Annotated in this window: 16 protein-coding genes, 2 other RNA genes and 1 riboswitch; of the genes, 2 read left to right on the top strand and 16 right to left on the bottom strand. The window is 33.7% G+C overall.

Annotation, left to right across the window (positions count from 1 at the left end):
• Window position 1: 1 nt before the first annotated feature.
• The 11 genes from DT250_RS19835 to DT250_RS19785 form a co-directional block, all read right to left on the bottom strand.
• Window positions 2-1438 carry an oligosaccharide flippase family protein gene (locus DT250_RS19835; protein ID WP_149213586.1) on the bottom strand — a complete coding sequence of 479 codons (1437 nt, stop codon included), beginning with the start codon at window positions 1436-1438 and terminating at the stop codon, window positions 2-4.
• A gap of 37 nt (window positions 1439-1475) precedes the next feature.
• Window positions 1476-2114, bottom strand: coding sequence for a sugar transferase (locus tag DT250_RS19830; protein ID WP_060489669.1), 639 nt, complete (start codon window positions 2112-2114; stop codon window positions 1476-1478).
• Between the two features lie 18 nt (window positions 2115-2132).
• Window positions 2133-2753 (bottom strand): CpsD/CapB family tyrosine-protein kinase, encoded by a 621-nt coding sequence (locus tag DT250_RS19825; RefSeq protein ID WP_142287536.1) that lies wholly within the window; start codon window positions 2751-2753, stop codon window positions 2133-2135.
• Window positions 2740-3483 (bottom strand): YveK family protein, encoded by a 744-nt coding sequence (locus tag DT250_RS19820; RefSeq protein ID WP_149213585.1) that lies wholly within the window; start codon window positions 3481-3483, stop codon window positions 2740-2742. Before DT250_RS19820 ends, DT250_RS19825 begins: the two co-directional genes overlap by 14 nt.
• Window positions 3484-4677: an acyltransferase family protein gene (locus tag DT250_RS19815; protein ID WP_149213584.1), complete on the bottom strand. Its 1194-nt coding sequence runs from the start codon at window positions 4675-4677 to the stop codon at window positions 3484-3486.
• A gap of 328 nt (window positions 4678-5005) precedes the next feature.
• A complete protein-coding gene (locus DT250_RS19810) occupies window positions 5006-5146 on the bottom strand; it encodes an FbpB family small basic protein (protein ID WP_046955196.1) in 141 nt (46 codons plus the stop codon).
• A gap of 359 nt (window positions 5147-5505) precedes the next feature.
• Window positions 5506-6372, bottom strand: coding sequence for a 5'-3' exonuclease (locus DT250_RS19805; protein ID WP_149213583.1), 867 nt, complete (start codon window positions 6370-6372; stop codon window positions 5506-5508).
• Window positions 6373-6502: 130 nt separating this feature from the next.
• Window positions 6503-7228 carry a P-type ATPase actuator domain-containing protein gene (locus DT250_RS19800; RefSeq protein WP_048543464.1) on the bottom strand — a complete coding sequence of 242 codons (726 nt, stop codon included), beginning with the start codon at window positions 7226-7228 and terminating at the stop codon, window positions 6503-6505.
• A gap of 342 nt (window positions 7229-7570) precedes the next feature.
• Window positions 7571-7736, bottom strand: a riboswitch (M-box (ykoK) riboswitch).
• 125 nt (window positions 7737-7861) lie between these two features.
• Window positions 7862-8248: a DUF350 domain-containing protein gene (locus DT250_RS19795; protein WP_149213582.1), complete on the bottom strand. Its 387-nt coding sequence runs from the start codon at window positions 8246-8248 to the stop codon at window positions 7862-7864.
• A complete protein-coding gene (locus DT250_RS19790; RefSeq protein ID WP_088062737.1) occupies window positions 8245-9480 on the bottom strand; it encodes a glutathionylspermidine synthase family protein in 1236 nt (411 codons plus the stop codon). The genes DT250_RS19795 and DT250_RS19790 overlap by 4 nt, the downstream gene beginning before the upstream one ends.
• A 3-nt stretch (window positions 9481-9483) precedes the next feature.
• The gene (locus tag DT250_RS19785) at window positions 9484-9795 is read right to left on the bottom strand and encodes a hypothetical protein (protein WP_000169026.1); all 312 of its coding nucleotides are present in this window, start codon (window positions 9793-9795) and stop codon (window positions 9484-9486) included.
• Between the two features lie 83 nt (window positions 9796-9878).
• Between DT250_RS19785 and DT250_RS19780 the strand changes: the two genes are divergently transcribed.
• Complete coding sequence (locus tag DT250_RS19780) at window positions 9879-10328, top strand: hypothetical protein (protein ID WP_088062736.1); 450 nt, start codon at window positions 9879-9881, stop codon at window positions 10326-10328.
• 54 nt (window positions 10329-10382) lie between these two features.
• Here the strand turns inward: DT250_RS19780 and ssrS (DT250_RS19775) are convergent.
• The 5 genes from ssrS (DT250_RS19775) to DT250_RS19755 all read right to left on the bottom strand — a co-directional run bounded on the left by ssrS (DT250_RS19775) (window position 10383) and on the right by DT250_RS19755 (window position 12484).
• Window positions 10383-10566, bottom strand: a non-coding RNA gene (ssrS, locus tag DT250_RS19775) — 6S RNA.
• A gap of 21 nt (window positions 10567-10587) precedes the next feature.
• Window positions 10588-10770, bottom strand: a non-coding RNA gene (gene ssrS / locus DT250_RS19770) — 6S RNA.
• A 116-nt stretch (window positions 10771-10886) separates the two neighbouring features.
• On the bottom strand, window positions 10887-11720 hold the full coding sequence (locus DT250_RS19765) for a sulfurtransferase (protein ID WP_064056757.1): 834 nt from the start codon (window positions 11718-11720) through the stop codon (window positions 10887-10889).
• Window positions 11721-11722: 2 nt separating this feature from the next.
• Window positions 11723-11995, bottom strand: a complete 273-nt coding sequence (locus DT250_RS19760) for a YpbS family protein (RefSeq protein WP_149213581.1) — start codon at window positions 11993-11995, stop codon at window positions 11723-11725.
• Window positions 11996-12016: 21 nt separating this feature from the next.
• Window positions 12017-12484, bottom strand: coding sequence for a GNAT family N-acetyltransferase (locus DT250_RS19755; RefSeq protein ID WP_149213580.1), 468 nt, complete (start codon window positions 12482-12484; stop codon window positions 12017-12019).
• Between the two features lie 72 nt (window positions 12485-12556).
• Here DT250_RS19755 and DT250_RS19750 point away from each other — a divergent pair, with 72 nt between their 5' ends.
• On the top strand, window positions 12557-12811 hold the full coding sequence (locus tag DT250_RS19750; protein WP_000369740.1) for a DUF3931 domain-containing protein: 255 nt from the start codon (window positions 12557-12559) through the stop codon (window positions 12809-12811).
• Window positions 12812-12813 lie beyond the last annotated feature (2 nt).

The following is a 12813-nucleotide window of genomic DNA, read 5'->3' as shown; positions in this document are numbered from 1 at the left end:
GCTATATCCCCTGTTTCGTAATATAATCCTTTTTGCGTGTTTTTCTTATAAACGAAAGAAGAAGTTTTTTCAACTCATAATCATATAGGAATATACCCACTACTACGATTAACGTATTCAGAACGAGCGCAATGAAATGATATGTGTGCAATATATATTGCACTCCAATAAAAGTTACACCAAAATAAATTGTATACGGTATTACAATTTGGAATACAATTTTTTTCTTCACTACACTTACCGCTATATACCCAACTAAAGCCACAATTTCAAATAAAACCATAGCGTAAGCCGCTCCTATCACTCCACCAATACTACTAAAGCTATAAAGCATAACCCCACCTATCACTAACGCTATACATTGCACAACCGTTCTTTTATTTTGACGTCCACTCGTTGTTAAGCCGTCAGCTATAGCAATATTTAAACTTTGCAGCACAATGAGAAATGATAATATTTGGAGTGGCTCTACTGCATTTCTCCATTCTTCCTGAAAAAATATAGAAATAAAGTATGGCGCTAAATGATATAAACCTATCGTCATACATATTCCCACAATCGCCATTGATTTTATTTGAAGTAAGTTTAATTTCGTATGCTCTTCTAAATTATTCTGATTATAATGCTTAAAGAGCACTGGATAAAATGCACCTGCAATCACCCCTGGCACTTGATATAAAGCTGCTGGCATCCGATACGCCACTGCGAAAACACCTACCATACTTAATGGCAATGTATAGTTAAGTAAGATAGGTGCTAATTGTGGCGTACTCATTATTAAAAAACCACTAATAACAAAAGGTGTCAATTGCCAAAATAACGCTTTATGAATTACGACCTTCATATTCATACTCGTCTTTCTTTTCATTACATATATGCTGAATACACCACCGATCATATAACCAAATCCATATAAACGAGCAGTTATATAAACTGGTAACTCTCCGAAAATACAAAAACATGTAATGATAATGACAACTGCCGCTGATACAACTTTAATAAGCGCTATATACTTCATACGCTCCGTCAGCTGAAAGTAGGCAATCCCTATATTTTGCCAAGTTAATCCTATTAACATGAAAAACATTACGTTTATCATCATATAAATCAAATTTCTATCCGCATACATATAATGAATAGCAATATAGCCGATTATAGAAATAAAAATAAGTAGAATCATCCTTACTTTTATATACGACGATAAAATTGTCTCTAAGTCTACGCCATCTTTTGCCCCTTCTCGAAGAAACGTATTCGTAAGTCCTAAATCTGTAAAAAATAACATAACAAACGTCACTGCTATGGCAACACTAAACATCCCATAATTTTGTGCATTTAAAAAATTTGCTAAAACAATTAAACTCACAGCCTGAAGAAGATTAGCTAAAATTGTGCTATAAAATAGATGGATAATATTATTTAAAATAGATCTCCCCATACCTGCTCTCCTTTGCAAGCAACCTACTTACATATATTTATCTTGCACCATTACCGTTCAATACTATTAAAACAGTTTTACATAAAATCCGAATATCCATCTTAATCGTTTTCAATTCAATATACTCCATATCCAATTTCAACTTTTCTTTCGGATCAAGATTATATCCTCCATTTATTTGTGCCCATCCTGTCAACCCTGGCTTCACTATTAAACGATCCTTGAATTCTGGAATATACGTATCAAATTGTTTATAAAAATACTCTCTCTCTGGTCTTGGTCCGACAAAAGACATATCACCTTTTAAAATATTTAAAAGTTGCGGTAACTCATCAATTCTCGTTTTCCTTATAAACGATCCAACTTTAGTAATTCTTGGATCATTTTCATTTGCCCATTGTGGTCCATTTATTTCAGCATCTTTTACCATCGATCTTAATTTAAATACATTAAATTTCCTTCCATTAATCCCTAAACGTTCTTGAAAATAAATTGGAGCTCCTGCTGTTTCGAAAGCAATCATAATACAAAAGAACAACATAATTGGTAGCGTTAATAGTAACAATATGAGTGAAAATATAATATCAAACAAGCGCTTTATACTTCGATTCAAAATACTGGTCTTTTCTTGAGCCGGAATCGTATACAACTTGGCTTGATTTGTTTCACGAATCATAGATCGTTACCCCCACATTCAAGAATATAAAACTATACCTATTAATTCACATTCTTTCCTCTTTATATTTGCTATCACTTTTTGCACCTTACGTAGGGAATCTTTTCGCTTTTTGACTGCTAAGACCACTCCATCACATTTCCCTGCAATCATGTGCGTAGCAGGAAGCTCAAATACTTCAGAGGAATACAAGAAAATATAATCAAAATCTTCTTTCCACTTCGCCATTACATGATCAAATTCATCCGTAGCAACTAAAGGCGTTCCGGTGTGTACTGTTTTTTGGGCAGGAATACAATATAAGTATTTAGATAAATTACTAGAAAAAGATTCATAACTACAAGGGGAATCGTTTATTATATCGTTCACTGTTTTCGTATAATTGCTTTGTAATAGTAGATGTAGTTTAGGATCAGAAAAATTCACGTCGATAAGTAACACCTTTTTTTTCATCTCTGCAAACACTACCCCTAGATTTACTATAAGCGACGCGATAACACCTCTATCCTTCGTTGAAGTAACTGTGAACACTTGTTTCCCCGATTTTTTCAACTCGTGATACACCGTATAAAACTGCTCTTTCATAAAAGCATCATGCGGATTAAATGTCAGCTTTTTCTTTGTCTTAAACATCGACATGTTCACCTCGATATATAGATGATTGCGCATCAACTTCTATAGATTTCTTTTTTCTATTCGGTTTCATATTTATGTGACCAATAACAGATACTGTTGTTATTTTCTCTAAATCTTGTTCCACGTATATACGCTCATCAAAATAATCTCGAAATACAGCTAAACCTATCCCAACAAAAAAACTAACAATTAAAGAGATAGGAATGATAAGTTGAAATTTCGGAAACAACTTTTCAGCTTTTTCCTGTAACTCAGGGTCAGTTAATATTTTTATCCCCTGTACATTCGTATACTGTTGAAAACTTTTTTGAGATTGTTCTGCCAATGACTTTACAATTTCTTTGACGATTGTAGGATCCGAATCTTTTACTGTGACAGTAACGATTTGTGAGTTGTCCATATTCACCACTGAAATTTTTTGTGCTAATTCATAAGTTGATTGCTCTAATTTCAAATTTTTTTTAACCGTTGAAATAATGAGTGGACTTTTTAATATATCAACATACGACGTTACAAGTTGCTTATTTTCCTGTGTTTTATTCACTGCATTTTCCTTATTAAACCCATCTAAATTCCCAACGAGAATTTGCGTTGAATATTGATACGAAGGCTTTAATATATACATAGAAATAAGAATTAAAGAAACTGTTACACAACACATCGTCAAAATAATTGTTACTACTCTTCTTTTCAATAGCTGCTGAAAATCCTTCATACTAATTTCTTGCTTCAATTATTTCACCGCCTTTGTTTGAATGACATCCTGCAACTCACTTTCTGCAGATAGTCTTTTCTTTTCTAAATTCGATTGCTTTGTTATATACTTTCCGATCCTGAATGCAAATTTTTCTACAAACAAATAAGAAATTATTGCTAGTATAAACGAAAGAATGAGCGATAACATTAAAACAATAGGTAACGGAAATATTTCATGAAGCATATACACTAGGGAAAATAAAGATATGATGTGGTATAAATAAAGACTGTAAGAAATCTTCCCCAAATATAACAAGTATTTATTACGTAGCAAGGATGACAAAGTTGATACTGACAAGCTTAATATGACAAATAAACATGCACTTATCGCTACTACGTAGTCTCGAAATATAAAATTATTAAGCAAATTAATTTCTCCAACAAGCCCTTCATACATATAAAGTAAAACCGCAAATAAAAACCATGCAATTTTCTCATTTTTAGTACGATTACTATAAAAAACTATTAAATTTTTTTTATATTTCGCAACTAGTGCTCCTAGTAAAAACAGCACTGTGTAATGCAGAGTTAATGCATAACTAGTTAATGTTAAACTTGAGTGAAATAAAAATAAAATCACGACAGAACATATACTAAAACTAAACAATGACAATAATGAATACCTCAACGTTTTTCGTAAACAAACCATCAAAACTAACGGAAAAATTATCGATATTCGCATTTCATGAACAAGTGACCAAATTACGCCGTTATATGCATCTGTATTATATTTCCCAATTAATAAAATATGTTGCGCTATTAAGCTTAAAGAACTTTCAATCGTCCATGAGCGATTAAACCATTCACTTAAATTAAAAATACCATATTTACTCATTGTAGTCTGGCATAAAATAGCTATAATTATTGCTACGATATATGGAATATAGATTCTACATATACGCTTTAAAAGGAATGATCCATAGCTATCGTAGTTTTTTTGAATGGATCTATACAAAACAAATCCACTCAAAACAAAAAAGATAATAACAGATTCGTTACCACTACTAAAAATTAGACGAGCAGGTGTTTCTTTTAATAGATAAATAACAAATGGTTTATTATCTTCATAACTGTAATTTTGAAATACTGAAAAAATCATTAAATGATGGCCAATCATTACTATCAATGAAGAAATTCCTCGTATAGAATCCAGTTCTTCATACCTATCCATCGTTTTACATCAACTCCTACTGAAATGATAATAATCATTTCAAAGCGACACCATTATTCATATTCCTCTCCTTTCTTTTCATTCCAATTTTTCATATTAAAATGATTTTATAGCGTAATTTTGAATGTATTGTAACATTTTTTGCAATATTATGAATAGTGAATCTTCAAAATTGATATATACCAATTACAACCTCGAAAAATGAATAATACTGACAGAAAAACACTATAAAAATATCTTGCATAGTTACAAAATTAAAGAGAGGAATAGAGTTTTTTCAATATAAAATAAAAAAGATAGCCTTTAAAGGCTATCTTTTTTATTTTATTTAATTATTGGCACCACTATATGCTACATGTCGTTTCTCAATTCTCTCTTCAATTTCTTTCATATTTTCTTTATTATTTAATAGTGATTGTTTATTTTCAATTAATAATTGTTTAAAAGATTTTCTCACTTTTTTTCTCATTTTCATTGTCCTCCTTGGGGGATGGTTTATATAAAAGATAAGGAATTATCTGTGTGCCCTTATAATAATTGATTGTTGTGAATTCCATTTGAACTTCATATGAAAATTTCATTTATTTTCTGACAACTTTGTGAACATACAAAAATGTGATCATCCTAAAACCATTTTGAAATGCTTCATTTCATTATAAAAGTTGCTATTGTCATCAACTTCTATCAATATATTTTGTCGAAACATTTATATATTTAAAATTGAGTTCGATATAATTTTATTTACTACGATACTGTTCGTAAAAACCAAAAGAGAGGTGTTATATAAGTCAAAGTTTGACTTATATAACACCTCTCTTTCAAAACTATTTATAGCATATTGATTAATATTTCAGGTCTTCCCCAATTCATTTCTTCACAAACGAATCTAAGTTTTTCTTCATCCATTGTGTGTAATCCTTCTTCTAGTAAACATGAAATTGGAACTTCACAATGAATTTGTGCCAATTGTAATGAAATATTTAAGTTCTCTAAATCACTTTCAATCTTTGTGCGCTGCGCTTTCGTTAATGTTGCTACATTTTCTAGTACGTTTGCTACTGTTCCATGCTCTTGAATCAATTTATACGCTGTCTTTTCGCCGATACCTTTTACACCTGGGTAATTATCACTCGTATCTCCCATAAACGCTTTCGCATGCACGATTTGCCACGGCTCTACACCTTTTTCTTCCATGATTTTCTCTGGTGTGTAATATTCGTAATTTCCAATTCCTTTGCGCAAGAGCATAACTGTAACGTTCTTATCAACAAGCTGAAGTAAATCCGTATCGCCTGTTAAAATATAAACTTCCGCTTCATTACAGTATTGTTTTGCAAGCGTACCAATACAATCATCCGCTTCATACCCTTTCATACCGATAACTGGAATAGACAATTTCGCAGTCATTTCTTGAACTAAATCAAATTGCGGAATTAATTCTTCAGGCGGCGCTACACGATTCGCTTTATAATTCGAGAACGATTCTGTTCTAAATGTCGTACTACCCATATCCCAGCATGTTACGATATGTGTCGGTTCAATTGCTTGCATAGCTGTTAATAAATGTTTCATATAACCATGAATCCCATTTGTAGGGGTACCATCTTGTCGTTTCATAAATTGTCCGTAGACACTTGTTGCGTAAAAAGCACGAAATAATAGTGCCATACCATCAACTAATAATACTTTTTTCATAATCCCTCTCCTACCAAAAAAATAATAACCCCACGTCATCACGTAAGGTTATATAAATAGATTACCATTCTACGTTTTTTCAACTTTGTCTATTATACATTGTTTTTGTATATTTAGCATCATTTACACATTAAGACGTTCTACTACAACAAGTATGAAGAATTCCTGTATACGTATTTTTCCCAGTCGAAACAACTACAGCCTTTGCATTTCCGCCAACAATATGAGTCCCTTTGAAACATACGTTTTCAAGTTCAAGTGGATTATAGTCTTTCATTCGTTTTAAAGGAATAAATCGTTTACGCTCAAGGTGATAGCAACTTTCAAATTTCTCAATACTTGCATCTTTTCCTGTTAGCACGGATTCATTTACTAATAAATCATTCGCGTAAATGATACGTACATCTGCTGGTACTGTATCACCTTCTGAAAGAAAAATCATATCCCCAGGAACAAGCTCTTGTACTGGCACATTCATCATTTTTAATTTACCGTTTAAACCTGTTACACTAGAACATTCTACTCGAGACACAGTAATTTTCTCACATTGTAATCCATCACGCACATGTTGTTTTGAAAAACCTGGAATCATTCCACTTAGCTTCATCATTACTTCCGCAATACGCGCTCTTTTTGAAATTAATTCGTTTCGGCCGTATACTTGAATACGTTTTTGTGCCTCTTTCATAGATAATCCGTCTCTTGTTGTTTTAAAATACGCAAATACAGATTTTACATCTCTCGTTGCGATTTCAATTAATAAATCTTTATTTTTTTGAAGCATTGTTTGTTCTTTCATTGATTTTTTACTTAATTTATATGACGTGTTACCCACAGTTTTGTTTGCATATAACATATTATCGTCTCCTCCTGTACAACATAGGAAGAAACGCTTTGTTTCTCAATTTATCCACTTTACCGTAACAGTGTTTAGCGCTTAAACATGCATATAAACGCTACATTATGATAAATATAGAGGGAGGAACAAGTCGTTTCCTGCCTACATCATATATTTTTGATTTGAAGTATATGGGTAACGGAACCGAGTCAGAATTTGACATGCTCCTCACCTCCTCGTTTAATTTTATAGTTTATACTATGAAGTTACTCATAGATTTGTAACAAAAAGACCCTTACTCCGAAAAGAGTAAAGGTCATGGCATACACAAATAAACGTTTCCTAAACAATTAGAAATCTACGGACCTCTCCCTCGCCGAGTTTTAGCACTGTATAGCATAGGTACATTACCAGCTACGTTAAGAAAAACCTTAATTCGATCATTCCTGTTGACCCATTGGCGTCTCTCGACATTTTTGGGCAGTAGCATTTCTCTATACAGGAGCCTCACCTAACAGAGACTTATTTTTATTACATAGAAAATGTTACTCTTATTTAAAATAGATGTCAACAGTAGCCTACAATTTTTTCGAAAGGTATGGCGAACTAACGTATATAAAATAAAAACCTTTACGTCTAAACGTAAAGGTTTTAATAAGTTATACAACCAGCAATTACAATCCCAATGGAAAGCGATAAAAACATAAGAAAAAGACCGACTGCTTGATTATCTTCTTCAAGACTTTTGTTTATATTAAAGCGTGGTGTAAGCCACTCAGCTAAATAAAAGACGATAATTTGAGCCAAAATCCCAACGGCTCCCCACGAAAGCATATCAAGAAGTGAAATGGAATTAGCTGCTGTCGAATATAAAACAATAGCTAACCCAAGTAATCGTCCTCCAAGTACATAGCTTACCGCCTTATTCCCTTGGGCCATTAACTTAAATTCTTTTACTTTCGTTGTCACTTCCATGAGGAACAGACCAATGCATAAAAGGCCCAGTGTTACTGCTAAATATAATAAAAAATTAATCATATACTTTCCTCCTTTTTTATACCTACCGGTAAATAGTACGATTCATTCCCCGTAATTTTTTCCCCAGCGCGAATACCGATACTACTCGCTTTTCCAGCAATTAAAAACGAACCAAACACATACGACAGTTTCTCCATCCCTTTCTCTGTTTCCAAAGATACGACTGGAAGTTCTGTATACTTTTGAAATATCGGCAGTGACGCTTTATACGTTTGGTGTGCATTTTGAATCATAATATTTTCGTCCTTATCGCGAACGGTAATTGTGTCTCCTTCTCTACCAAATGAAGGTTTTTGAACGAAAGAACCTTTTCCCAAAAATAAATCTCGTTCTAAATATGTAGGTAACATATATTCTTTAATCCACTGTTGTTCCTCATTTGTATAAAAGGCCTTTTCTTCTGCTAACCCCCAAATAAGACACTGAATTGATTTTGGCTGAAGTAAAAATGCTGACAAAGGATTTATTATAAAAAGCTTTCCGGCTTTTACAAGTTGCAACAGTTCCACACCTACGAAGTCTCCTGTTTCAGGATCTTGATCCTCAATTAAATCTTCTATCGGATATGTTTGGCGATATAAAATATCAATCTGTACTCCATCCCTATCCACTAAAGCATCTTTTGTAATTCTAAGTTCTGACATTGGCACTACTTTATTTTCAACATGGCATAACTGACTCAAATACATAGTCGTATTCCAATCCTCAATATGTTCATGATGTGCTGTAAAAACAACATTTGGGTTATCTATTCCCTTTGTCGCTTCCATTACGGCCTTTGTAACACCAGAAGATAGTAATCGTTCTTGACCCAAGTTTGGATCATCATAGCCTAGTTTTCCACAAACTTTTCCATTCATTTGAAAGCATTCCATAATAAAAGTTGGTGTATCACTATTAAACTCAAGCATTTTAATTTGGTTATCACTTGTTAAAACGAAATCAAATCGTGAAATAACAGATTCAGGATATAATCCTTTCATTCTAATAAACGATAAGCTTGCAGGAGGATACCCAAGTTCAAGAAGCTGTTCGTCACTTAAATTCCGCAAAAGTTTAGCAGTCTTAAAAAATATTTTCCCCATTCGTTCAGTTGCTAATTGCAATTGTTTCATAGTCTGATTTGTTATAGAGAAAACATGAAACAAACTATACTCACATTCATATAAATCCGACCAAAAATTCGGATATTTCGAATAAAACGCTTTTCGTTCTCTTATATATTGCGACATATGTTAGCCCCCAAATCCTCCCTTTGAACCGCTTCCAATTCCACCTTTAAATTCCGCAGACGATTGATAAGATTTAAACGCCGATGAATTTTTAAAAGTGGATTTATTTTGATAGTAACTCCCACCATAAAAATAATGCCCACGATAACCTGACCTACTATCATCACACTGCCATACCCCAAGTTCATCATCCCAATCCCAATCTGAACAACTATTATCATTCGGTTTTGGGGGAAGATCTTGTGCGCAGCCAAATAAGGTGCCAGTCATTAAAGACGTTACGACACCACCTACTAGCCATTTCGTTTTTGTCACCTTCGCACTCCCCTTTTTAAATTCTATTCCTATTATATAAGATAGCATGATAAAGTAGAAGAAAAAGGAAGAAGAGGGATAAAATGCGCTTAGAATATCGACTTAATGATGAAACGAAAAGATATCCTGCTTTATGGAGCTACGCAAATATTTCTAACTCTGAAATCATCGCACGCATGACGTGTGAATATTTTATAAAGGATAACAAGACATATGTTGTTACTGCTACTTCAGTAGATCCAGACGGAACAGCAGTTATATATATTCAAAAAGAAGAGTTTGCAAATGACCCTTCAGATCCTACATACTCTCACATCGGTTTTGAGGTTAGAGAACTAAGTGAAACGAGTTCAAGCATAATAGATCGGAAAGATGTATGGAACTATGAAGAAATTTTGCCATCTCTTCATTCAGACCTTATATATATTCAGCGCGACGGCATGCATATGGAGTTCGCTTTAGATTCAAGAGAGATTGATGAAGATAGAAAGTGCTATATTTATTATGGAAACTTCACAGGTGAATCCAGATAAAATAGATATATGTATGCAACAAAAAAACCTTACGTATAAAACGTAAGGTTTTTATATAGCCCCACATATGCCGTTCTCTCTAGATGTCCATAAACCTGCTCTCACAGGTGGATGCTCTCACAAATGTTTGTAACTTCCTTCTTAAAAAGATGGCATGTTAGCTACATTTAAATATTGAACTTCCATATTAAACTTATTGGTTTAAGACATGCATAAGCTACGTACACCGTAGGAATTTTATATAATGTTAGTTGAAATAAGACCCCCGCACGTGCCGCTCCTCGTAAATGTCCAAAAACCCGCTACTCGCAGGTGGATGCCCTCACAGTTACCGTACATCTTCCTCCACAAGGAAGGCTTGATGATGGTCGCTAAATATTGAGCTTCCGTATAACTAACATCGGTTTTAGACATAAATAAGTTACGTACACCGCAGGATGTATTATTTACTTGTCGTTATATTATCACATTGTTTCCAATGTGTAAAATACAAAGTTTTTCGAGCAATTTCTTGCTTGTGACCTTATTTTAATACAAATTATTTTTGCATGCAAGTGATTAATCTTCTTCTTTTGCAATTTGATTTTCTGGATAAGAAATCCAATCACTCCAGCTACCTGCATACAATTTAACATTTTGGAATCCAGCTAATTTCAATGCAAGGATATTTGGACAGGCTGTAACACCAGAACCACAATATACAATTGTTTCCTTATCTTTCGAAAGATTTCGGAATCGTTCTTGTTGTCCAGCTTCATTCTTAAATTGCCCTGATTGTACAATTCCATCCTTCCAAAAATAGTTTACTGCTGTCGGAATATGTCCTGCTTTTGGATCAACTAGTTCCTCTACACCAGCATAACGTTTTGGCTCTCTAGAATCAATTAACGTAACATCTGCACCTGCATGAATATTCTCTCTCACCGTTTCCATCGTTACAAGCATATGATCTTGTACATTTGCTTTGAATGTTTTTCGTATAGCAACAGGAATTTCCGTTGTTATCGGTAGTCCATTCTCTTTCCAAGCTGGAAATCCACCATCTAATATATATACTTTCTCATGTCCTACATAGTTTAATAACCACCAGAGACGAGAAGCATTTGCACCCGCTTGACTGTCATATGCAATTACTGTCGTATGTTCATCAATACCAGCTTGTGAAAGCTTGTCTGCAAACTCCTCAATATTCGGCAATGGATGGCGACCACCATGTTCTGTTACAGGACTTGATAAATCTAAATTCAAATCAAAATATAATGCATGAAGAATATGTTCTTCCTCATACTTTTCTCTACCCCAATTAGGATTCGCTAAATCAAAACGACAATCGATTATACGGACATTCTCATCTTCTATATGCTCACGTAACCATTCGACTGTAACTATCATCTTTAACGACCTTCTTTCTGTTGCAAACGACTTACATACTCCATAACCATTTCTTCTGTAACATATTTACGCTCTAGTGTAACACCATTTTTTGCAAGATCATTAATTTGCTTTGTTACAACATTAATGACATCAACCGAAAATTCTTTCCCATTTGACGCAAGAGATACGGCTGCTTCAATAGCTGCTTCACGCTGCGCATCTAATTGTAAACATGCTTTTACACTTTCATTTTGTTTACGAGAATGTGCTGTAATTGCTTTATGTACTTCCATCTTCTCTTCCCCCTAAATAAGTTATACGTTCTCATTCAATTCCATTGCAAGCCGAATCATATCACGGCATACAATCCCATTTTCAATAATCTCTTCTTCATAATGCTTCGAAAAGTAATCAAAATCAATAGAAAAAATACGAAATCCACATTTTTGATATAAAGCAAGTTGTGAAACACTAGAATTGCCTGTACCAACTTCAAGTTTTGACATACCATATCCTTTAGCAGTTTCTATGGCATGACTTATTAGCTTCTTCCCAATCCCTTTTCCTTGCAAATGCTCTACAACCGCAATATTCATAATTTCCATCGTCTTCGGCCTTGTTTCCAAAAGAACATATACACCGATAACTCTCCCCTCTTGCTTAGCTACATATGTTTTCCCTCTTTGTACATATGTATCAATTTGCCCCTCACTTGGATCAGCAAGCAATAATAAAGGTTTCGGTATAGCTTCTTTCGAAATATACTCTATTACTACACACATAAAAAACTCCCCTTTCTCTATTGTTCTAAACCCTCCTTGTCTACCATAAATAATAGAAAGGAGGGATTCACCATGGACAACAATGAGAAAAAGTGCAACGTCATCTCTATTGATGGAAAGAAGAAGAAAAGCGACACGTATTCCTACCCAAAATTAGTAGTAGAAAACAAAACATATGAATTTTCTTCATTCGTCTTATGCGGTGAAACACCAGACGGCAGACGCCTCGTTCTTACTCATATGATTTCTACCGATGAATTTGCTGGGTTTGTCAAATCTTTAGATACAGTATTGCAAAAGAAAATTGAACGAATCTTTTTCTCATAACG

The sequence above is a fragment of the Bacillus sp. AR2-1 genome (assembly GCF_008368755.1).
Classification (GTDB): domain Bacteria; phylum Bacillota; class Bacilli; order Bacillales; family Bacillaceae_G; genus Bacillus_A; species Bacillus_A wiedmannii.
Note: the sequence above shows the minus strand (reverse complement) of the source record. Positions and strands in the feature narration are given on the sequence as shown.